Origin of the sequence: Aliiglaciecola sp. M165, assembly GCF_007197995.1 — a bacterium.
Classification (GTDB): Bacteria; Pseudomonadota; Gammaproteobacteria; order Enterobacterales; family Alteromonadaceae; genus Aliiglaciecola.
The window spans coordinates 198,410-220,714 of the sequence record NZ_VKKH01000008.1; the positions used below are offsets into that span (position 1 = coordinate 198,410).

17 protein-coding genes are annotated in these 22,305 nt (G+C 44.3%); 10 read left to right on the plus strand and 7 right to left on the minus strand.

The window, feature by feature from the left end; all coding sequences use genetic code 11:
* Positions 1-7: 7 nt before the first annotated feature.
* Positions 8-382 carry a hypothetical protein gene (locus FM019_RS17185; RefSeq protein ID WP_143837196.1) on the minus strand — a complete coding sequence of 125 codons (375 nt, stop codon included), beginning with the start codon at positions 380-382 and terminating at the stop codon, positions 8-10.
* 219 nt (positions 383-601) lie between these two features.
* Here FM019_RS17185 and FM019_RS17190 point away from each other — a divergent pair, with 219 nt between their 5' ends.
* Positions 602-1,240: a DUF998 domain-containing protein gene (locus tag FM019_RS17190; RefSeq protein WP_143837197.1), complete on the plus strand. Its 639-nt coding sequence runs from the start codon at positions 602-604 to the stop codon at positions 1,238-1,240.
* A 71-nt stretch (positions 1,241-1,311) separates the two neighbouring features.
* On the opposite strand, the gene FM019_RS17195 is transcribed toward FM019_RS17190, so the two are convergent.
* On the minus strand, positions 1,312-1,968 hold the full coding sequence (locus FM019_RS17195) for a dUTP diphosphatase (protein WP_143837198.1): 657 nt from the start codon (positions 1,966-1,968) through the stop codon (positions 1,312-1,314).
* A gap of 597 nt (positions 1,969-2,565) precedes the next feature.
* Here FM019_RS17195 and FM019_RS17200 point away from each other — a divergent pair.
* The 4 genes from FM019_RS17200 (at position 2,566) to FM019_RS17215 (ending at position 8,344) form a co-directional block, all read left to right on the plus strand.
* The gene (locus tag FM019_RS17200) at positions 2,566-2,949 is read left to right on the plus strand and encodes a BlaI/MecI/CopY family transcriptional regulator (protein ID WP_143837199.1); all 384 of its coding nucleotides are present in this window, start codon (positions 2,566-2,568) and stop codon (positions 2,947-2,949) included.
* A gap of 10 nt (positions 2,950-2,959) precedes the next feature.
* On the plus strand, positions 2,960-4,888 hold the full coding sequence (locus FM019_RS17205) for a M56 family metallopeptidase (RefSeq protein WP_143837200.1): 1,929 nt from the start codon (positions 2,960-2,962) through the stop codon (positions 4,886-4,888).
* A gap of 265 nt (positions 4,889-5,153) precedes the next feature.
* Entirely contained in the window at positions 5,154-5,753 is a 600-nt protein-coding gene (locus tag FM019_RS17210; protein WP_143837201.1) for an HAD family hydrolase, read from the plus strand.
* A gap of 290 nt (positions 5,754-6,043) precedes the next feature.
* Positions 6,044-8,344: a zinc-dependent metalloprotease gene (locus tag FM019_RS17215; protein WP_143837259.1), complete on the plus strand. Its 2,301-nt coding sequence runs from the start codon at positions 6,044-6,046 to the stop codon at positions 8,342-8,344.
* 62 nt (positions 8,345-8,406) lie between these two features.
* Here FM019_RS17215 and FM019_RS17220 read toward each other — a convergent pair whose 3' ends face one another.
* Entirely contained in the window at positions 8,407-11,055 is a 2,649-nt protein-coding gene (locus FM019_RS17220; protein ID WP_143837202.1) for a TonB-dependent receptor, read from the minus strand.
* Positions 11,056-11,430: 375 nt separating this feature from the next.
* Here FM019_RS17220 and FM019_RS17225 point away from each other — a divergent pair, with 375 nt between their 5' ends.
* The 4 genes from FM019_RS17225 to FM019_RS17240 all read left to right on the plus strand — a co-directional run bounded on the left by FM019_RS17225 (position 11,431) and on the right by FM019_RS17240 (position 15,744).
* Positions 11,431-12,660 carry an acyl-CoA dehydrogenase family protein gene (locus FM019_RS17225; protein WP_143837203.1) on the plus strand — a complete coding sequence of 410 codons (1,230 nt, stop codon included), beginning with the start codon at positions 11,431-11,433 and terminating at the stop codon, positions 12,658-12,660.
* Between the two features lie 28 nt (positions 12,661-12,688).
* Positions 12,689-13,732, plus strand: coding sequence for a phosphotransferase family protein (locus FM019_RS17230; protein WP_143837204.1), 1,044 nt, complete (start codon positions 12,689-12,691; stop codon positions 13,730-13,732).
* Positions 13,729-14,703, plus strand: a complete 975-nt coding sequence (locus FM019_RS17235) for an NADPH:quinone oxidoreductase family protein (RefSeq protein ID WP_143837205.1) — start codon at positions 13,729-13,731, stop codon at positions 14,701-14,703. Before FM019_RS17230 ends, FM019_RS17235 begins: the two co-directional genes overlap by 4 nt.
* Before the next feature lie 63 nt (positions 14,704-14,766).
* Positions 14,767-15,744, plus strand: coding sequence for a hypothetical protein (locus FM019_RS17240; protein WP_143837206.1), 978 nt, complete (start codon positions 14,767-14,769; stop codon positions 15,742-15,744).
* 79 nt (positions 15,745-15,823) lie between these two features.
* On the opposite strand, the gene FM019_RS17245 is transcribed toward FM019_RS17240, so the two are convergent.
* The 4 genes from FM019_RS17245 to FM019_RS17260 all read right to left on the minus strand — a co-directional run bounded on the left by FM019_RS17245 (position 15,824) and on the right by FM019_RS17260 (position 19,931).
* Complete coding sequence (locus tag FM019_RS17245; RefSeq protein ID WP_143837207.1) at positions 15,824-16,219, minus strand: DUF3718 domain-containing protein; 396 nt, start codon at positions 16,217-16,219, stop codon at positions 15,824-15,826.
* Positions 16,220-16,498: 279 nt separating this feature from the next.
* Positions 16,499-18,142 carry a long-chain-fatty-acid--CoA ligase gene (locus FM019_RS17250; RefSeq protein WP_143837208.1) on the minus strand — a complete coding sequence of 548 codons (1,644 nt, stop codon included), beginning with the start codon at positions 18,140-18,142 and terminating at the stop codon, positions 16,499-16,501.
* Positions 18,143-18,224: 82 nt separating this feature from the next.
* Positions 18,225-18,992: an SDR family NAD(P)-dependent oxidoreductase gene (locus FM019_RS17255; protein ID WP_143837209.1), complete on the minus strand. Its 768-nt coding sequence runs from the start codon at positions 18,990-18,992 to the stop codon at positions 18,225-18,227.
* A 30-nt stretch (positions 18,993-19,022) separates the two neighbouring features.
* Positions 19,023-19,931, minus strand: a complete 909-nt coding sequence (locus tag FM019_RS17260; protein WP_143837210.1) for a haloalkane dehalogenase — start codon at positions 19,929-19,931, stop codon at positions 19,023-19,025.
* Positions 19,932-20,178: 247 nt separating this feature from the next.
* Between FM019_RS17260 and FM019_RS17265 the strand changes: the two genes are divergently transcribed.
* Positions 20,179-22,299, plus strand: a complete 2,121-nt coding sequence (locus FM019_RS17265) for a 3-hydroxyacyl-CoA dehydrogenase NAD-binding domain-containing protein (protein WP_143837211.1) — start codon at positions 20,179-20,181, stop codon at positions 22,297-22,299.
* Positions 22,300-22,305: the final 6 nt, after the last annotated feature.

A 22,305-nucleotide genomic window follows, 5' to 3' on the forward strand; every position in this document is an offset into this window, starting at 1 on the left:
ATTCGAGTTATTTGCTAATAGCCATATCATCATTAAGAACTAAATTTGATGACGCGATTGCTGAGCCACAGTGTTTTTCAATATCGTCAATCTTCATATAAAGCATTTGATCAAATTCTCCGCTTGCTATGGCTTTACGGCTCGAAAATTCTCCTGCGATTAAATTAAAAATAATAGAGGTTGGCAATATGGACGCAATCCCATTGGCGATTTTTTCTGAGGTCGACGCCTTTTCAGCTTTGAGCATTTTAATGTCGCTGTGTGCATTGGCACAGTTAATTTGCCGATCCAGTTGGGCCTGAACCATATGGTGGCGATCTACGGCTGATGCGCAGCCAGACAACATGACTACTGACACAATTAAACCCATTTTCAAGTTCATAATCGATGTTTCCAAAATTGACCAGAATTTGAACACTATAGAAATCTTTCTGACAAGAAAAGAGCACAACATGCATTGTTAGGAAAACGTCACAAGGTGGATACTTTTGTTAGAAACCCGGACTAATTGTGAGACTTTCAGGCAATAAATCTCTCGTTTTATGTGTCATGTGCTAGGGTAAAAAATAGACAAAACAAATTATTCTCTCTAGGAGGCTCCATGAGCCAAATCGCCGTAAATAAAGTTTTTGATTATCGAGCGTTGCGATTACTCGTCGGGATCATTGCGTTAGCAATCCCATTTGTCGTGTGGTGGATCTCTAATGTCTATTTAACATCGATAAGCGCGTCATATTATACCGACGCACGAGATGCGTTTGTCGGTATGTTATTTGTGGTGGGCGCGTTCTTGTGGGCCTACAACGGGCATAGCCAAAAACAGAAATTGGCGAGTAAGGTCGCCGCGGTTTCAGCCATCGGCGTCGCATTATTTCCGACTACCTGTGATACCTGCACGTCTAGCACCACCGGCACATTGCACTACATATTTGCTGCAGTGTTATTCATTATATTGACGGTATTTTGTTTTGTGTTTTTTCAAAAGGATATTAAAGGTCAAGGCGGCGAAAAAGGCCGTCGTAGTAAGATATATTTTGCCTGTGGTGTCTTAATGGTGCTTGCAATGTTGATCTTAGCCTCTCAGCTAGTTATTGATTTCGAAGAAAAGTTTGGGTGGACGAGAGTGACGTTTTGGGCAGAGGCTTTGGCCCTGGGTGCATTTGGAGTTGCGTGGATTGTTGCGGGCAAATTCCTGCCAGGATTAGCATCAGATAAAGAGCGTTTAACGCTATTTAACTGATGCTTGGCTTGAGTCAGGCTATTTAGTTAACAATGTAAAGTTGAGCCTGGATTGATAATCCAGGCGACATTTTACAAATTAGGGTAACGTTGTTGTAGGCCGACATAGAGCTGCTCACTATAGTCATTCAGCGAAATGTCTAGTTCATCAAGAACGTCCACCAAATGTTCGTTATCCTCTCTTCCATGCCAAATTTTGATGTAGGTACCGTCTTTATAGCCATTATCTTGTCTAAAGAAATTAAGCACATTTTTACCGACATATTGACGATATAACTCGTTAGCATCCATTTGGGCTTGCTCAACAATTTTCATAAACAGCGGGACAGAAAATCTTTTTGCTGCGCACAACCCTGCCATCAATTCCAAGTTATCAAGTATATGCTGTTGGTTAAAGTGGTATTCTTTTCCGTCAAAAACCACAGTATCTTTGCCATCTGAGAGCTCATTCGCAATCGTATTTGCGGATTTTTGAATATCACCACCAAAGTCGATAATGATTGCGGAAAGTGCAAAATGCCAAATATCGACAAGCTCCATCTGCAATTGGGGTAGGTCTTTTTGTTGGGCTTTCCACCATTTCCATCCATGGTGCTCTATTCCTTCAACCGCTTCTATCATTGCTGCTCGCAAGTACTGGTATCCAGCGGCCAGCCATTCGGGATTGACCTTTTTGTTCATTTTGTCTTGCAAGTTAAGCATGGTATCGAGTTGAGTTATAGAAAGCATTGGAAACCTCATATTAGAATCTGAGAGCAAGTTTACTGGATCCTGATATTGAGGCAATGGCCTAACCCATAATTCCTAGCAATAATCTGAAAATTCGTTTGCCTTGGATTTCAAGTCATTAATATTTAATAATTTTTATTCAAAAAACGGTTGACTGCTACGAACAATTTCGTATAAGTTTGAATTATCTACTATACTTTTAGTAGATAAGTTTACTCACTATCCAGGAAGGTTGCTCGGGCGATAGGCCAAGCAGTCGAGAATTTAGGAATCGAATTAAATGAAATTTAAACTTATCTTGCTTTGCGTAATTGCGCTGGTTGCTACATCCGCTTGTAAATCTACATCGAACACGAACACTGCAGCGGAAAAATCGAGCAAAACAAAAGCCAGTCAAAGCGCCGATCTTTGTAATCAAAATACGGGATCACGTTTAAAGAAGAAATGCTAATTGCATTGACGCAGTAAGTGCAGTTATTCTGTACTTATTGCAATCTCGTTATTGTCACTGAGAACGAGAAAATTAGGTTAGTCTCATAATTGCTGTTTTGCATAACCTAAACCACTATGTGACCATAGGTCATCCAGGAGCATAGAATGGACAAGAACAAAACAGTTCCCACAGCTGCAGAATTAGAATTATTAAAAATTTTGTGGGGAATGGAACCTGCGACAGTTAGGCAGGTTCACGAGGCGGTCATTTCACGCCACAATGCTGCCTACACCACAACCTTAAAAATGTTTCAAATCATGCATGAGAAAGGCTTTGTGCGACGCGACGAGAGTACTCGTGCACACGTCTACACAGCTATTTACAGTCAAGAACAAACTCAAAGCTCTATTATTAAAGATATGCTTGCAAAAGCATTTGGTGGTTCGAAGTTTGACTTGGTAGTGCGTGCTTTGGGTGATTCAACCAGTTCTGACGAGATTGCCGAAATCAGACAATTATTAGATTCACTAGAGAAGAAACAAAAATAAGGAGGCTGAAATGGAGTTGTTCGCTTTTCTTTTAGATAGCCCAGTTATTAATGCGCTCGCAATGTCTTTGCTGCATTTCTTGTGGCAGGGGCTGCTTATTGCTTTTACATTGTATCTTGCGCTGCAGGTGGTAAGTAAGCGTCAATCAGAATTGCGTTACGTTGTTTCTCTTGGCGCTATGGCCATGTGTGTGGTGGTGCCCATTTGTACTTTCTTATGGGTTTATCAACCCGTTACAACAGTCTCAGCGGACCAACTGTCGCCTATTGTATTGGCAAGTATGTCCGGAGAAATCTCCGCCTCGTCGAGTTTGCACCTCCTTAGTTGGGAAAACGTCCTGTCATTAATGTCGGTGCTGTGGATGGTGGGTGTTGTTTATCTGAGTGCGCATCTCATATTTGAACTAATCAGTGTTTATCAGTTGCCGAAAAAACATGTGACTCAACCCGACAAAGATATGCAAGTGTTGTTTGACAAATTAGTGAATCGCTTGCAGGTCAATAAGCTTACGCGGTTGTTGATTTCGTTGAAAGCAGAAGTGCCTATGGTGGTTGGATTCATCAAACCCGTTGTTCTTGTGCCTTTCACCATGGCCAGTGGGTTAACGTCGGCACAACTAGAGATGCTTTTGGCACACGAATTAGCACATGTTAAGCGTCATGATTACTTAATTAATTTTTTCCAGACACTGGCAGAAATTTTGTTATTTTTCCATCCAATTGTGAAGTGGATATCAGACCAAATTCGTATTGAACGAGAATACTGTTGTGATGATATCGCCGTGCACACGTGTGGCAATGCCAAAGCTTATGCCACAGCACTAACTGATGCAGAATCAATCCGCAGTCAACACATTCCGCAGCTAGCTATGGCTGCAACCGGCGGAGACTTAAAAGGTCGCGTTGTTCGCATGATAGAACATACCGACTGTGCCAATAAATATTCTCGCAGTTGGCACAGCATGGTGTTGGCCGCACTCGTTGCGATTACTATGGCATTCATGTTGTTTTCAGCTCATGCAGGGTACCAGACAAGAGTGTCTGAAGTATTGCACGATGAAGTGGTCGAAAAAGAAGTGATTATCCGACTGGAACGCAATATTGCCAGTAAAAAGCTACCTCCAAATCAAACTGATGCGACGGCATCAATTGAAGGGCCTGCCAAGGTTGCCGTCTCTCAACCTATAATAAAACCAGTTGCAACAACGAAAGCTGAAAAACCTAGTACGTCTGCCAATCAAATCGACGTCGTTGATTCGTCGAAACAAAATCCAGAGAGTACAGAAGTTGTTGTTAAAGCTAAAAACATTACTGATAAAAATATCGAACATGGATCGATAAAATCAACTGAGCCAGCGATAACTGAAAATCAGACAGTGGCAACGGGTCTGTCTGAGCAAAGTCAAACGAGTGTCGAACAAGGCCTAGCAGTGATGCAAAGTGATATATCTTCTGACAATGAAGCACTCGTCCAAGATGTTGAAGTTGTTGAACAACTGACTTCCACTGATACCGCTGAAAATGGCGTTGATGTTAGGAGCGTTGAAAATTCGCCGATGAATACTGATGTCGCACAAAGTGTGCAGGTTGTGCAGCAGACATTGCTCTCAATTGTTGCTCCTAATTTGGTTCGCAATGCACGTCCTAATTACCCCAGAACTGCCATTGCAAGAGGGACTGAAGCCGATGTTAAGGTGTCTTTTGTAGTCACCAAAAGTGGTCGAGTAGAAGAGATAGAGTTTGAGAGAAATGTGCCTGGTTATTTCAAGCGCTCAGTTCGTAAGGCCCTTAAACACTGGCGTTTTAAACCCGGTTCTATTGATGGCAAAGCCACCGAAATGACTCTTACGCGTATTTTCTCGTTTACTGACCCGGATGCGAAAATCACCGACGAAACGTCTTTACGTGTCACAGGTTCAAGAATAGCGAAGCAAATCTGAGCAAAAAGACTGAAATACATCTTTTAGCCGACTGCTAGCCAATGAATACCCATCAGTTAAGCCACTAACCGAATGGTATTCATTGGCTTACCTTATTTCGCTTCTAGCATAGGCGTCATGTCTTGTAGCACAGTTTCCCTATAAAACCCCTGGTAAATTAGACATTAATAACGCTGCATATATCAGGGTTAAGTCACGCAGATTGTTTTCATCCAAAAAGACATGTTTTTCGTAGTAGTCAGCACAGTTGAAAAAAGGAAAACAAATGCCTGGTAGCTTAATAGCTGATAATAAAACAACAATAAAAGGGGTGATTTTCGACTTGGACGGAACACTCATGCATTCCAGTTTGGATTTTACATTTTTACGTAATCAAACTGGATGTCCTGAGAATACGGATATTCTCGATTATGTCAGTGGTTTATCACCGCGACATAAAGATCATGCCAAGCAAATCATCATTGATCATGAATTAGAAGACGCTAAATCCTCCAGTTGGATAGATGGTGCAAAAGAATTTGTCGAGGTGCTGGCGACAAAGGGTATTCCTATGGCCATTGTCACTAGAAATTGTCGTCAAGCTGCTCAATTAAAATTGGCCTGCGAACAATCATTGATAGATATCTTGCTGACGCGAGAGGATGCACCACCGAAGCCTGACCCTACCGCATTATTGCATATTGCGAAGGTTTGGGAGTTGGATGTTAAAGAGCTGATTTATGTTGGAGATTACCTCTATGACGTGCAGGCCGCTAACAATGCAGGAATGCGCTCTTTTCTCTATGCCCCTTCGATAAACCCTGACTATGCTCACCAAGCGGACATTGTATTTGAACATTTCGATATTTTGCACTCGCATTTTTAACGGACAACTTCTGCATGAATCTGCTAGGCGCTTGCCGTGTTTATTGATAAGGTTTGTTTTTAACTCAATCAGGTTCACCGTAAATCTGAAAGTGTTTATCAGGGTTAACACCGTTTTTCGTTTCATATTCATTTAATGTGCATTGACACGTTCAATCTTTACCGAGGTTGACGAGCGCAGTATAGGAGCTATATGTGAAAACAATCAGTACACTAACAATACTACTACTTTTGTTTTTTTCTCACCCGGCCTTCGCACAAAGTCCGTCAATTGAGGAATTTACTCAAGATATGGAGCAACAAGAAGGCTTTTATACATTTTATTATCACCCTGACAGCGGCAAAATATATTTAAGAGTTGATCAGTTTGACCAAGCCTTTATTTTTCAAAGTAGTTTGCCTCAAGGCGTCGGCTCAAACGACATAGGCTTGGACCGAGGTCAACTAGGAGGGACGCGCCTAGTCGAATTTGAGCGGTTTGGGGATAAGGTGTTGCTGAAGCAGCTAAATACCGAATACCGAGTGAACACAAATAATGCAGCGGAAAGCGCAAGCATTGACCAGGCATTTGCTGACTCAGTCATTGCCGGACTGCCTGTTGTTGCGCAGCAGGAGGGCGCGGTGCTGGTCAACTACACAGATTTTTTATTGTCAGATATCCACGGCATCGCCAATCGATTAGATCGCACCAAACAGGGGAGCTATAAACTGGATAAATCTCGCAGTGGCGTTTATCTTTCAAGAAGCAAAAGCTTCCCGGACAACACTGAAATGGAAGCTTTGGTAACCTTTGGCGGCAGCAAACCTGGTCAATACGTCAGGCAAGTTACCCCAGCACCACAAAGCATCAGTGTGCATCTTCATCATTCGCTCATTCAGCTACCCGACAACAATTATCAACCCCGACAATTTCACCCGTTTTCAGGATTTTGGAAGGTCAGTTATCAGGATTATTCGGTACCGATTGACGCCGCGATGGAACAAAAGCTCATTCCTCGTCATAGATTGGAGAAAAAAGATCCCAGCGCGCTTGTAAGCGAGGCAATTGAGCCGATAGTTTACTATCTGGATCCTGGTATACCAGAGCCGGTTAAAAGTGCCTTGTACGACGGCGCTATGTGGTGGAATCAAGCGTTCGAAGCGATTGGCTACAAAGATGCTTTTCAGGTGAAAACGCTGCCTGAAGACGCTGATCCTATGGATGTTCGCTATAACGTTATCCAGTGGGTGCATCGTGCGACAAGAGGGTGGTCGTATGGCAGCTCAGTGATTGATCCTCGAACGGGAGAAATCCTGAAAGGGCACGTGACGCTGGGATCATTGCGAGTGCGCCAAGACCTATTAATCGCATTGGGACTCACGAGCCCATTTGATCATGTAAACGCATCTACTGAAGCACAACAACAAATGGCGTTAGCTCGTATTCGTCAGCTTTCCGCCCACGAAGTCGGACATACTTTGGGTATCGCGCATAATTTTGCGGCAAGCGAAGATGGTCGTGAGTCAGTAATGGACTATCCTCATCCCAAAGTTTCTGTTGTTGACGGAAAAGTTACACTAGATGGTGCTTACGATGTGGGCATGGGGCAATGGGATTTGCACACCATTGCTTACGGTTACCAGGATTTGCCCGCCGAACAATCTGAGCACGCCTATTTAGAAAATGTTATCAATAAAGCACTAACTGCAGGTTTGTCGTATCAATCTGATCCTGATTCACGACCAAGTCATGCAGCAAATGCTTCCGGTCACCTTTGGGATAATGGTAAAAACCCCATTGATGAATTGCAAAATCTGTTTGAAGTGAGAGCTACCGCATTAGCGGATTTTGGTATCAATTCGATTCCCAGCGGCGCGTCATTATCTTCACTGCAAGAGTCACTTGTCCCGATTTACTATTTGCATCGTTATCAAATAGAAGCTGTCGCCAAGTTAATTGGAGGCGTGCATTATCAATACGAATTAAAAGGGGATTTTAGCCAGCCTAAAGGGGTATCTTTTGTCGACCAATCAGTGCAGCAGCGTGCTCTGGAAAGCATGTTGTCAACGCTAGACTATCAATTTTTAAAACTACCTGATCCGTTGACGCAGCTCATAACACCTAAAGTTTATGGTGAGACAAATACCCGAGAGAGTTTTAATGGTCGCAATGGTCTGGTGTTTGATCCTATTAGTGCTGCTGAAGCTGGAGCAGGACATACGCTGTCTTTACTTTTGCAAACGCAGCGGCTTAATCGGTTGGTTTCCAGGCCTGTGAAAAGCAAAGACCAATTAACGGTCTCGACCCTGTTGAAGAGTTTATTTGAAAAAACGATTCAAAATAAGCCTAATAAGTTTACGCAGCAGGTCAAAAATCGCGTGGACTACGTGGTGTTAAATTCGGTAATGAATGCCTTGCTGCAACCCGAGCTTGCGCCCGAGGCAAGAGGAATTATGCTCAATCAAGTGACATTGCTGCATAAATGGTTGAAGAAAAATAGCAGAGCAGAACAAAACCGTTCAATGGCGCAACAACTGGATTGGTTCATGCAATCAGGAGAGTGGAAAGGTGACTTCACAGTTAAGAGCTTACCACCAGGTTCGCCAATCTAATCGAACGATCAGAACATAAAAAAGCCGGCGTATGCCGGCTTTGTTTTGTGTTGTTAGCGCGTTTAGAAACGCTTCTTCACTGTGATACCAAAAGTTCTTGGCTCTGACACATATGCATTTAACTTACCGCCTTGAATAGGCGTGTTGAAGTTAGTTTTATTGATATATTCTTCATCCAATAAGTTACGTGTCCAAATAATCACATCGGTATCGATGTCAGTAAAGTTCATGAAGAAGCGTAAATTTAGGATGTTGTAAGAATCTTGCAACGTTAGCGGGTCATTACTGCCATCTAGGTAGTAATCACCGGTATGGCTATACTCAGCCAAAACATGTGCATAGATACTATCTGACAAATCGAAATCTTTTTTGACTGTGACAACTGCATAATCTTCTGGCTCACCACCAGGGCGATCACCAGTTCGGTCACAGAATCCGTTCAGATTAGCAATATCTGTGCTTTGCTGGCCCGGATCGGCAGGTAACTGACCATCTGGTGTGTTATGGAATTCAAATGCATTCCAGCAGTTTCCACGCTCGAAAGACTCATATTCAGCATTAACGCGTGCATACAAGAAGTTCACTTCAACTGTATCAACTGGGAACCAAGTCGCCTCAAGCTCAAGACCACTAATTTTGTAGTCACCAGCGTTTTGCAGGTTGAAGCCATTTCCGGTGAACGTATTCGCTTGGAAATCTTCAACTGTTGTGTAGTGTGCTGCGGCGTTGATTCGGAAGTTTTGCTCTGGGAAATCTTTTTTCAGGCCAAACTCAAATGATTCAGAGGTTTCAGCATCAAACACTGGAACAAAACCATCACCAATTCTATCTGTATTGGTACCGCCCGACTTATAGCCAGTGCCATAAGATGCATACATCAGAGTGTCGCGATTAGGTTGATAACTCAACTTCAACGTACCCGTAATTTGGTCATCTTCCAGAGTCTCGATAATATCGGGACGGCTTGCCGTAGTAGCACCTAAAGCTTGGAAGCCCCATCCAGGCGTTTGGAAAGGAACAAATGCTTGCAAGGCCGCTTGACCTTCGGCAGTCATAATGTTGATTGAACCATCTGCGATACCCGCTGCAACAGCGCCTGCGACACCTGCACCATAGATCAAGGTGCCAGGAACAATTGTTTCAGGTACGGCAGGGTTACCAATGCTGTTAAAGAAAGGCACAAACTCGGTACCGCCAGGGAGATTCTCAGAGAAAATTGTCGACAAATCTTTGGTTTCGTCTGTGTAGCGTAAACCAGCAGTTAAGGTGAATTCGTCATTGATTTTGTAATCAAATTGACCGAAAACCGCGTAACTTTCATGCTCTTGCTCTGCGATATGGTCAAACCCTGTTCCTGCAGGAGCCGCTTGGGCTGAAGGTGCAATCAACCCGCCTGTTGCTGCACTTAGCGCATCAATACCACCAAGCAGTGGATCAAGTGCTCCTTGGAAATTAGACATAAAGAATGGGTTGAACAAGTCGTCGGTAAATAAACTGTAATCTAGATCTAAATCTTGCTGGAAATAATAAACACCAGCAATAAAGTTTAACTCATCGCTAGTGTAGTCAATGCGAAGTTCTTGCGAAAACGAATTTTGAGAAGAGTCATTTTTCGTTCCAAACAAAGGTGCATCGGTGAAATCACTGTCGATTAAGTCGAACGAGTCAAATTTACGATAGGCGGAGATTGCAACAAAACTGTAGTTGTCATCAATATCCCAATTAATTTCGGCTGAAATACCACGGTCTCGCATGCTTGATTCGGGTAAGAAAGACACAGCAATTTGACGATCAAAGAACGAATCACCGCCCGCAAATACGGTTCCACCTAGGGAAGGAAGAACTGCATCAGTTCCAAAACGTCCTGGCACATTTAGCGCTTGAACATTACTCAACTGAACAGGGGCCCCACAACAGGTTTCATCAATTTCAGAGTAATCAGCAATGATTCTTACAGAGACGTCTTCAGTCGGCGTGTATAGGGCTTGCAGGCGTGTACCCCAACGATCTCTGTCGTTGACCGCTTGGTGACCTAAATTGACATCTGTGACGATACCATCACGCTGGCTGCCAAAACCTGTTACGCGAAACGCCAAAACATCTTCAATTGCAGAAAATGATGTGGCACCAGACCAGTTTAACAGACCATAGTTGCCTAATGTGCCTTCTACAAATGAATCGTCACCATCGTGGCTAGGTGCGACAGTTCTGACTAACACAGCACCAGAAGGTGTGTTTTTACCAAATAGTGTACCTTGTGGACCACGCAACACTTCTACCGCAGCAACGTCGACCAGGTTATTGATCATGGAGTTTTGACGAGCGCGATAGACGCCATCAACATACAAACCGACCGATGATTCAAGGCCGAAGTTTTGCGAGGAGGTTCCAACCCCACGAATAGAGAAGCTTGAGTTGGTGGCGCTTTGACTTTGAAACGCACCTAATCCAGGAACATTTGTTTGTAAATCGTACAAATCTTTAATGACAGCTTCTGCCATCTCATCACCTGTAAAGGCGGTAACCGCTACAGGGACTTCTTGAAGGTTTTGTGCACGTTTTTGTGCAGTAACGGTGATTGTTTCTAAACCTGAAACTTGCTCTTCCGTTTGCTCTTGCGCGAGCGCATTTGCGCCGCTTAGACCAAGCGATAATGCAACAAGCAATGGAATAGGTTTGCGCTTGAAATTCGATGGCAAATTCATACTCATAATGTGTTCTCGTGAAACTGTGTTAAGGGTTTATTCTAATTATTGGGGTAGGCGAGAGCTCAAAATTGCAGGCAGCGATTATATTAGGGAGTCGCTTTAGCCGGACAATTAGATGTCAACTCATCGTACCAATGCCTACGTTAACAAGAATTGAGGGGAAAAGTAAAAAAAATGTTATCCGTCTGTTAAATGTGGGCAGTGAATACATGCCAGGCTTTTGCTCGCTTGACGTTAGGCAATACGGGAACTTCAGCAGTATTGAACAGATTTGTTTGCTGGTTATTTATAATACTAATATAAAAGTATTAGGATAATTAATTAAACTTATAGACCCGCAGACTCTACTATTTTCGAAATTTATTTTGGATGACACCTATGCATTTCGATTACTCGCCTAAAACCCAATCGCTTCTTGATCGCCTCAATCAATTTATGAATGAGCATATTTATCCTGTAGAACAAGAATATATTAATGCAGTGCACAACAACTCCGACCGGTGGTCCACGCCATCAATGATGGAGTCGTTAAAGGAAAAAGCTAAGGCAGCCGGCCTATGGAATCTATTTTTGCCTGAAGAATACCTTCCTTATGGTGCTGGGCTGACAAATCTCGAGTATGCCCCACTTTGCGAAGCCATGGGGCGCGTACTATGGAGTTCAGAGGTATTTAACTGCAGCGCTCCTGATACAGGGAATATGGAAGTTTTGTCAAAGTACGGAAGTGACGCGCATAAAAAGCAATGGTTGGAGCCGCTTCTCAACGGTGAGATACGCAGCGCATTTGCGATGACTGAACCTGCTGTTGCCTCAAGTGATGCAACAAATATTGAGACAGCCATTGTGCGTGATGGTGACGAATACGTTATCAATGGTCGAAAGTGGTACACCAGTGGCGCGATGAATACTAATTGTAAAATTATGGTGGTGATGGGAAAAACGGATCCTAGCGCTGACAGGCATCGCCAACAATCACAAATTCTGGTACCCATGGATACGGCTGGCGTGACGGTTGTTCGTCCCATGCAAGCGATGGGTTATTACGATGAGCCCGTCGGTCACGCTGAGGTCGTGTTTGATAATGTTCGGGTTCCCGCTGCGAACTTGTTAGTAGGTGAAGGGGAGGGCTTTGCCATCGCACAAGGTCGTTTAGGACCAGGTCGCATCCATCACTGCATGCGACTAATCGGTTGTGCTCAACGGGCTTTAGACTTGGCATGCGAAAGGGTGGAGCAACGGGTTGCTTTTGGACAACCACTAAGTAAACAACAATCGGTGAGAGAATCGATTGCACAGATGCATTGCGATATCGAACAAGCAAGGTTGTTAACCTTAAAAGCGGCTGACAAGATGGACCGCTATGGCAATAAAGTGGCGCGGGACATTATCGCTGCTATTAAAATTGTTGCGCCTAATATGGCTTGTAAGGTGATCGACCAAGCGATTCAGATGCATGGTGCGGCAGGGACGAGTCAGGATTTTACACTCTCTGCAACCTATGCTTATGCAAGAACAATCAAACTGGCTGATGGACCCGATCAAGTGCACATGATGCAATTAGGCCGAAACTTGATCAAAGATCATGTTGGGCAAAGAGCCAATGGATAATAATTAGTACCAGTTAAAAAGAGAGCACATTTTGACGCAATCAGATGTTAGTCAATTAAATGAAGCAGTCCTTGCTGAATACTTGCAAGATAAACTGCCTTCATTCTCTGGAAATTTGCGCGCTGAAAAGTTCGCTGGCGGTCAGTCCAATCCAACATTTAAATTGACCGTCGGTAATGATCACTATGTATTAAGGCGTCAGCCACCGGGTAAATTGCTCAAATCCGCGCACGCGGTTGATCGCGAGTTCCGCGTACTCAAGGCACTTTCCAGTACGAATGTACCTGTCGCGGATGTTTACCATTTGTGCGAAGACACCTCTGTGATCGGCAGCATGTTTTATGTCATGCAATACATGGATGGCGAGGTGTATTGGGACAGCAGCTTACCTGAGATAGCCGAGCAACAAACTCGCAATGATATGTATCAACAAATGAGCCATGTGCTGGCTGATTTGCACAGCGTTGATATTGAAAAAGTGGGATTATCTGATTACGGCAAACCGGGCAATTATTTTGAACGTCAGTTAAGTCGTTGGAGTGCCCAATACAAGTTGTCTGAAATTGATCCCATACCTGACATGGATACATTGATTAGGTGGTTAGAGGCTAATTTACCCGAAGATGATGGGCGGGTTTCTTTGGTCCACGGTGACTATCGATTGGACAATTTAATGTTTGCCAAGTCGGCGCCTAAAATAATCGCCGTTTTGGATTGGGAGCTGTCTACCCTGGGCCATCCACTGGCGGATTTAGCTTACCAGTGTATGCAATTACGACTTCCTGCCCATATTGGCCACTCAAGTGGTTTAGGGGGCGTTGATCGAGAAGCGCTGGGTATTCCCTCTGAAAAAGAGTTTATTGATCAATATTGCCATCGTGCCGGTATCGAAAATATTAGTAACTGGCATGTGTATCTTGCCTTTAGTTTTTTCCGGCTGGCAGCCATTGCACAAGGTGTGGCAAAACGCGCCCAAGAAGGGAATGCATCAAGCGATCAAGCAGGTAAAGTCGGTGCGATGGTTCCACCACTGGCCAAAATGGCTGTAGAACTAATTAAGGAATTTGAATGAAAGCAATTGTATGTAGAGAGTTTGCGAGCGTTGATAAGCTTGCCTATGAAGAGCTTCCGGATCCCGTTGCCAAAAAAGGTGAGGTGGTTGTTGATGTCAAAGCCTGTGGCGTAAATTTCCCAGATGGGCTGTTGGTACAAGGACTGTATCAAATGAAACCGGATTTTCCTTTTATTCCTGGCAGTGAAGTAGCTGGAGTTATCAGTGAAATTGGTGAAGGGGTTCCGCATTTAAAAGTCGGCAGTAGGGTGATTGCCTTATGCATGCTAGGTGGTTATGCGGAAAAAGTCGCAGTGCCAATGAGCCATGTGATGCCCATTCCTGATCAAATTCCAGATGATGAGGCAGCCGCATTGGTTACCGCACATGCTACCGCGCATCACGCACTAAAACAGCGCGCAAATATTCAACCAGGTGAAACGCTTGTTGTCACGGGGGCAGCTGGCGGCACAGGTCTAGCGGCAGTGCAAATTGGTAAAGCAATGGGGGCGAAAGTTATTGCCGTGTGCTCGACCCAGGAAAAACTCGATGTCGCTAAGCAAAATGGTGCCGACATTCTGATCAATTATACTGAAAACGATTTAAAAACGGCGCTTAAAGAAGCCACTGGTGGTAAAGGTGCAGACGTTGTTTATGAGTGCGTAGGCGGCGATACGTTTCACGCATGCTCGCGCTCCATGGGCTGGAACGGGCGTTTACTGGTGATTGGTTTTGCTGGCGGAACTATTCCCGAATTTCCAGTTAACCTAGCACTGGTAAAAGGCTATTCCGTTGTGGGCGTATTTTGGGGCTCTTTTACGCAGCACCAACCGCAAGAGTTCCAACAGAATATGAAGGAGCTTATTGAATGGTATCTAAAAGGCCAGGTCAAAGTCATCGTTGACCAAACATTACCTCTAAAACAGGCTAAAGACGCCTTGAACAAGGTCATGGGGCGAGAAGTTAAAGGAAAGATGGCACTTCAGCCTTAACAATCAGACTTGAACAACCCTAATCGAAATACTAAACTGCGGCCTCTTATTCAGAGGCCTTTTATGTTTCAGTGCAAACGTTTCACACCAATTATCATTAGTCTAGTGACAATTTCTTGCTTGGCGTTGAGTGGCTGTGCAAAGAATAAAATCGTTTACACCGAGGCTGAACAACAACAAATCACAGAACATCAAGCGCTTGTTGATCAAGCCCAAAAATTTGTACATGCCAATTTATTTGCTGGCATGATCCAAGTTTGGAATACCGACAGAGCAGCTTGGAATGCGTACCTAAACGCGCAATTATGCGGCGCTGTTGATAAAGCTGAATTGATTGCACAAACCAGCAAAAAAAATCTGCCCATTTTTGTGAGTAATATGACTCAGGTCGCTAGCCATCAGGCGCTTTTTTTGGAACCCAACGAACAAGCAGCTTTAGAGGATGTGGCGCAACTCGCCTACCAACTTTTTAGTACCAGCTACGCCAAAGGCTATGCACGTCAAGTGAGTTTGGCCGATGAAATGTCACCTGGCATGCAAGAAGAAATGTGTCAGGGACGAGTATTGACAGATGAACAGCAAAACGAGGTTAATACAGGTTTACGCTGGACATCTTTTACCACACCGGTGCTGGCAAAAAACAACGGCTTGAACCCTCATGCTCAAAATGGTGAAAAGGCATTCCAACAGCTTTTGCAGCAGCAATATGCGCAATTTGATGCTCTGGTGTATAGTCATGCTTACCAGCAATCTGAAGCCTATCAAGTATTGTTTTTTGAGGTAAATAAATACGAAAACGTACAGTCTTATGGCGAGCATGTGAGCCGTTTGTCGGGAACGGCATTGGGAGCACAAAACAGTCAATTTCACGATGATTTTGCTTACCTGATCCTCTCTTCCGGTTTTCACTGGGGTATGCTTTCTGTACTTGCCGTGTTAGAGGAAGAATATCCAAGATTGCATGATCGGAAAAAGCAGCAAGCAGCGATTCAAATCAAAACCATTACTCAGGAAATTGAGGCAAAAAATCAACAAGGGTAGGCAACTCGATTTGTTGGTCTGCCTGAATATCAGACACAAAAAAACCTCCGCGCTGGAGGTTTTTTAGTTTTAAAGAAAATTAAATTCGTTCATTAAGCGCACTAGCGATTGGCGAACTAGCTAAACCGTTTTCGTTTACCCACTGTTGTAACGTTTTACCGTCTTTTTCGGGTGCTTTAAGGTCACCTTTTGGCATTTTTTTCACCAATAATGTACCGGTTTCAGCTGCATTGTTAAGCATTGCTGTGCGTATTAAGCTGTTACCACCACAGGTGATACCAGAATAGTAATCTTTCAATTTTAGTCTGTAGTCAGACTGCACTTTTTTCATTTTCTTTCGCAATTCACCTTTGTCATCGGTTTTAACAATGGTGCATATGTTTTGTAATGCAGCATTAATATCGGCATGTGCGGTGCCCGAAAACATCAAAGTCGCGGCGGTGATAGCAATAGAAGCTTTAACAATTTTCAACATGGTTAATTCCTCCTTCAGTTAATTGTTCAAGAATCACTGTTGAATTAAAGTACAATTAAATTAAAGACCAACTTAAGTATTAAAAAAATCTCTGATCTGATACTTGGGTATGTAATTTAATACATGTTCATTAAATTGGAATTAAACGGATCCGCTGACGATTTTGCTACGTTGCTTCGATTTTGAAATCGGTTCATATGCACTTCTAACGGGGTACGACATGCTTGACCGACAAAAAAAGAGGCCATGAGGCCTCTTCAAATGGCTTGATATTCCCCGTTAGCTGGCGAATTCATAATCTTTATAGGTCTGACGTAAAGCCAATTTATTGAGTTTGCCCGTTGCAGTGTGTGGAAGCTCTTCGGTAAATATTACATCATCGGGTACCGACCACTTGTGCAATCGCGCTTGTAAGTATTCTATAATATCCTCTTTACTCAATGTTGCTCCGGGACTCAATACTACGATTAATAAAGGCCTTTCGGTCCATTTGGGGTGATATCGGCCAATGGCTGCCGCTTCGGCAATCTGCTCGTGACTTGCTGCAGCGTTCTCGATTTCAATTGAACTAACCCATTCACCGCCTGTTTTAATTACATCTTTTGTGCGGTCGGTGATCTGCATAAAACCATCCGGATCGATAGTGGCCACATCACCAGTGTTTAACCAGCCGTCCGCATCAACAGGGCAGTCATCCGCACCGGGCTCCTGCGACATGCCGTAATAACCCGTTGCAATCCAAGGACCTTTAACTTTGAGAGCGCCAAAGGCAACACCATCCCAAGGAAGTTCGTTGTTGTTGTCATCAGCAATTTTCAATTCGACACCAAACACGGTTCTACCCTGTTTTGCTTGGAGATCAGTAATTTTTTCTTCAGGTAAGTCTTCCATTCCCGGTTTGAGACTAAACAGAGTGCCAAGTGGGCTCATTTCAGTCATCCCCCAGCCTTGTAAGACGCGAGTATTGTAGTCGAATTTAAGTCGCTCAATGATCCCGCGAGGGCAAGCTGCGCCGCCTGTACTGGCGGTTTCGAGGGAATCAATTTTTTTGCCTGAACTATCTAAATAGTCGAGCAATGCCATCCATATTGTCGGTACACCTGAACTGTAAGACACCTTCTCAGTCTCAATTAGATTCTGCAAGGTTTCACCATCAGCCATTTTGGGGCCAGGCATAACTAGCTTCGCACCAACCATAATAGAGGCGTAGGGAATACCCCAGGCGTTGACATGAAACATCGGCACAATAGGCATGCAAACGTCGCGATTAGAGGCATTGGTCGCATCGGGAAGTGCACCAGCGTAGGCATGCAACAACGTTGAACGGTGACTGTAGACAACGCCCTTTGGATTTCCGGTGGTTCCCGAGGTATAGCACATACCACAGGCTGTATTTTCATCAAACTCAGGCCAGTCGTAATCGTCATCTTGTTCAGCAAGCAGCTCTTCATAACAATACACGTTAGGGAGCTCTGTTATTGGCATAGTGTCTTTGCCAGTCAACACAATAATGCCTTCCAATGATGTTAAATGAGGGTGCAATGCTTCGATCAGCGGCATTACAAGCACATCCACAAAAATGAATTTGTCTTGAGCGTGGTTGATGATGTAATTAATTTGCTCTGGAAAAAGCTTTGGATTGATCATATGGCAAACCATGCCGGAACCTGATACGCCGTAATACAGCTCTAAATGTCGATAATCATTCCAGGCCAGTGTACCGATCCTGTCACCAAATTTTGCGCCTAGATTGGTCAAAGCATTAGCTAACTGTCTTGAACGTCGGGCAAAATCAGTATAGGTGTATCGGTGCCTTGGGTTGTCCGCAGTCACGGACACAATTTCTTGATTGGGATAGTTTTTTTCAGCATGACGCAAAATTGATGAAATCATCAATTGCGTCTTCATCATCAAGCCTTTCATTCATATTTCCTATCGGTCGTGTTACTGTGATAACGCTGTTCTGGCAGCGCTATAAGTCATTGGTGATAGCTTGTTTCGCTATTTACCACGCACTTACTGCACCATCGATCGCGATGGTTTGGCCGCTCATGTAAGAATTTCCTGGCGACAATATAAGTATCATAGTATTAACCACTTCCTGCGGATCAGCCAATCGACGCATTGGGCACCCTCGTGCAAGGCGTTCTTGACTCTCAGGTGAATCGTAACCATCAACCGCAAGGATATTGGTGGGGCTATAAAATGGACAAATCGCGTTGGCGCGGATACCTTTTTTCGCATATTCGACCGCGGCTGTGCGAGTTAAACCGACTACAGCATGTTTGGCCGCGGAGTATGCAGCACCTTTTGGTGCGCCGCCTATTCCTGCCATTGAACTGACATTTAATACATGGCCCGAGCCTTGTTTTAGCATTGCCTCAATTTGGTATTTCATACCAAATAAAACGCCATTTACGTTCACTGCCATTTGCTTATCAATGGTTGCCTGGTCAACTTGATGAAGTGGCATTAGAGAATGTGCGATCCCTGCATTGTTGACACCAATGTCTAATCTGCCAAATGTTTTTAACGCCCCATCGACCATGGCCTTAACTGCTGCTTCATCGCTTACATCGCAGGCCATGGAAATGACTTGATTATCGGTGAGCGAGAGGGAGTCAAGGGTATTTTGTAATTCGTCCAGGTTGATATCACCAAGTACAAGATTACATCCTCTTGAGGCAAGTCCTTGTGCAAGTAGACGACCAAAACCGCTAGATGCGCCGGTTATCATGGCCACTTGGCCGCTAAAATCGAGTAGTGAGTCCAAAAAAATTCTCCTTGGGAAAGGTTTTATAAATTATTGAGTTGCGTCAATGAATGACAACACAACTTGAGCGAAGTCTGGGCCTTGATCTTCTTGTAGGAAATGACCACCATTTTTAATCGTTGTGTGCGCCTGTCCGGCACACCCTGGAATTAATTTCTGGAAAAGTTTGTCACCGCCAGCGCTGACCGGATCTGAGTCACTAAAGGCAGTCAAAAATGGTTTGTTCCACTTTTTTAATATCTGCCATGCCTGTCGATTGGCCTCAGAGGCGGGATTATCAGGTGTAGCAGGAACGAGCAGCGGGAAAACTCTTGCGCCGGCTTTGTATGATTCGTCAGGGTAGGGCGCGTTATAAGCATCAATAACACTTTGGGGCAATTCAGTAACAGTACCGCCTTTGATAATTCCCCCTGCAGGAAAAACCTCGACACTTTGTGAAAATGCTTTCCAATTATCGAAAGCTTCCCCCATGGGATGATCACCTGTGGGCAAAAAGGTATTGGCTGCGCAGACGCGGGCAAAGTGGTCAGGGAATTGTGCCACCAATCGTAGGCCTAATAAGCCTCCCCAATCCTGACATACTAGGGTGATGTCATTCAATTCGAGTTGAGTCACGATGTTGGCAATCCAATCCACATGGCGTTGATAAGTGTAATCGGTCTGCTTAGTGGGTTTGTCCGATCTTCCAAATCCGATTAAGTCAGGCGCTATCGCACGAAACCCTGCCTTTTGGACCGGAACGATCATTTTTCTATACAGAAAAGACCAAGAGGGTTCGCCGTGAAGCATTAATACCACAGGCGCGTCTTTTTCGCCCTCGTCGACATAGTGCATTCTAAGCTGGCCACCTTCTGTATCATCCACCTGAATGTAGTGGGGTGAAAACGGATAATCGGGTAAATCAGCAAAGCAATTATCCGGTGTGCGAAGCGCTTCCATAAGTATCCCTGTTTACAAGTTGTAAATCGTTATGTAATTCCAAGAGAATCAGATGCACAAAGCAAAGTCAATAACTGCAATCCTTTGCAATAACTGACTTGCCGACAGATATCAGTATTATCAACGGTTCGGCTTTATATCAATTTGATTTATTTATACGCATAAAACCAATAAATTTGGATGATTAAGACAGCTGTCCTAGTATCGTGCTCTACTCGAATTTTTCATTCTGTTAACAGGGGATTTTATGAGCGCTGACAAGTCTGCAGCCGTAATAAGCCAAAATCAGGGCAATGTGGCATTAGTATTAATGCAAAGTCCGCCAGTGAACGCGTTATCTAAAGCGGTTCGTATTGGTCTAATTGAAGAGATTAAAGCAGCATTGAATGATGACAGCATTCAGGCCATCGTCATTTCGTCTCAACAACCGCTATTTTCAGGCGGTGCAGATATCAGTGAATTTTCAGGTGGGGATTTTGAGCCACCGTTACCCGATGTGCTTGATTTAATCGAAAATGCTGACAAGCCTGTGATTGCCGTGCTGAATGGACCAGCATTTGGCGGTGGATTAGAAGTTGCCTTAGCATGTCATTACCGCATTACGTTTGCGGCGAACAAAGTAGGCTTGCCTGAAGTCAACCTTGGCATTCTGCCTGGAGCAGGAGGAACTCAGCGTCTACCTAGGCTGGCGGGCGTAGCAAAAGCATTGGACATGATTGTTACGGGCAAACCTGCGAAAGCTAGCACAGTAAAAGGTGCGTTTGATTTAATCGTTGAACAACCAGAAGCGTTGATGGAAGAAAGTTTGAATTTTATCAACGAGCTTATTAAAAATGGCGCAGCCATCAAACGAACAAAAGATATTTCTATCGATCCGGCTTCGGCGCCGGCTGAATTGTTTGCCCAATTCCGTCAGGGAATTGCCAAACAGGCGAGAGGATTCTTCTCTCCAGAACGTTGCATACAAGCAGTGGAAGCCGCTGTTGAATTGCCCATGGAAGCTGGCCTCAAACGAGAAGGCGAGCTGTTTATGGAATGTATGCAGTCTCCACAAGCGCGGGCTCAACAGCATTTCTTTTTCGCTGAACGAGCCGCTGGTCATGTAGACGACTTCGATAAATCAACACCAGTAAGAGATATTAAAAAGGTTGGTATTATTGGTGCAGGCACTATGGGTGGCGGTATTGCAATGAATTTTGCTAACGCGGGTATCCCTGTTGTGATGTTAGAGCTTAAGCAGGAGGCGCTGGACAAAGGCTTAGCAGTAATCCGTCGCAACTACGAAAACTCAGCTAAAAAAGGCAAGCTTAGTGCTGATGATGTTGAAAATCGCATGGCTTTACTCATGGGCGCAACAGACTACGATGCGCTGTCGGATGTCGATTTGGTAATCGAAGCGGTGTTCGAAAAAATGGAAGTGAAAAAGCAAGTCTTTGGCAAGCTGGGCGAAGTTTGTAAGCCAGGCGCTATCCTCGCTTCCAACACATCTACCCTCGATTTAGATGAGATTGCTGCTTCAACTTCGCGTCCGCAAGACGTGATCGGATTGCACTTCTTCAGCCCGGCTAATGTCATGAAATTGCTCGAAGTTGTTAAAGGTGAAAAAACCGCTGCAGACGTAATCAAAACCAGCATGAAAATGGCTAAGACGATCCGCAAAGTCGCCGTGTTGGTTGGCGTCTGTTTCGGATTTGTCGGAAACCGAATGATTGAACCTTACGGTCGCGAATCAAATCGATTGACGCTGGAAGGGGCCTCCCCAGAGCAAGTGGATAAGGTTATTTACGATTTTGGTATGCCGATGGGACCCAACACCATGGGAGACATGGCTGGTCTTGATATCGGTTACTTCGTTCGTCAATCCCGTCAAGAATTTATCTCACACGATCCCAGTTATGCAGTGGTTGCTGATCGGCTGGTTGAAGAGGGGCGTGTCGGTCTGAAAGTCGGTAAAGGTATATACCTGTACGAAGACGGAAGTCGCGTTCCTGTGCCTGATCCACAGGTGCTCGAAATTGCCAAACAAGAAGCCGATAAACTCGGTGTTGAACAACGCGCTCACAGCGAACAAGAAATATTGGAACGTTGCATTTTTCCATTGATTAACGAAGGTGCACAGATCCTTGAAGAAGGTATTGCAGCCAAGTCTAGTGACATCGATGTGATCTACGTTTATGGCTATGGATTCCCGGTTTATCGAGGCGGACCCATGCAATACGCAGATGAAATTGGTTTGGACAAAGTGTACCAAGCTATGTGCAAGTATCGTGATGAGCTGGGTGAGTATGGAAAAATGTGGTTTGAACCTGCGCCGTTATTGAAGCAACTTGCTGAGCAAGGCAAACGCTTTGCTGATTATCGCAAATAAGTACCT

Coding starts and splice junctions, on each gene's coding strand:
- FM019_RS17185 (WP_143837196.1), bottom strand. CDS start 382: ATGAACTTGAAAATGGGTTTAATTGTGTCAGTAGTCATGTTGTCTGGC.
- FM019_RS17190 (WP_143837197.1), top strand. CDS start 602: ATGAGCCAAATCGCCGTAAATAAAGTTTTTGATTATCGAGCGTTGCGA.
- FM019_RS17195 (WP_143837198.1), bottom strand. CDS start 1,968: ATGCTTTCTATAACTCAACTCGATACCATGCTTAACTTGCAAGACAAA.
- FM019_RS17200 (WP_143837199.1), top strand. CDS start 2,566: ATGGACAAGAACAAAACAGTTCCCACAGCTGCAGAATTAGAATTATTA.
- FM019_RS17205 (WP_143837200.1), top strand. CDS start 2,960: ATGGAGTTGTTCGCTTTTCTTTTAGATAGCCCAGTTATTAATGCGCTC.
- FM019_RS17210 (WP_143837201.1), top strand. CDS start 5,154: ATGCCTGGTAGCTTAATAGCTGATAATAAAACAACAATAAAAGGGGTG.
- FM019_RS17215 (WP_143837259.1), top strand. CDS start 6,044: ATGGAGCAACAAGAAGGCTTTTATACATTTTATTATCACCCTGACAGC.
- FM019_RS17220 (WP_143837202.1), bottom strand. CDS start 11,055: ATGAGTATGAATTTGCCATCGAATTTCAAGCGCAAACCTATTCCATTG.
- FM019_RS17225 (WP_143837203.1), top strand. CDS start 11,431: ATGCATTTCGATTACTCGCCTAAAACCCAATCGCTTCTTGATCGCCTC.
- FM019_RS17235 (WP_143837205.1), top strand. CDS start 13,729: ATGAAAGCAATTGTATGTAGAGAGTTTGCGAGCGTTGATAAGCTTGCC.
- FM019_RS17240 (WP_143837206.1), top strand. CDS start 14,767: ATGTTTCAGTGCAAACGTTTCACACCAATTATCATTAGTCTAGTGACA.
- FM019_RS17245 (WP_143837207.1), bottom strand. CDS start 16,219: ATGTTGAAAATTGTTAAAGCTTCTATTGCTATCACCGCCGCGACTTTG.
- FM019_RS17250 (WP_143837208.1), bottom strand. CDS start 18,142: ATGAAAGGCTTGATGATGAAGACGCAATTGATGATTTCATCAATTTTG.
- FM019_RS17260 (WP_143837210.1), bottom strand. CDS start 19,931: ATGGAAGCGCTTCGCACACCGGATAATTGCTTTGCTGATTTACCCGAT.
- FM019_RS17265 (WP_143837211.1), top strand. CDS start 20,179: ATGAGCGCTGACAAGTCTGCAGCCGTAATAAGCCAAAATCAGGGCAAT.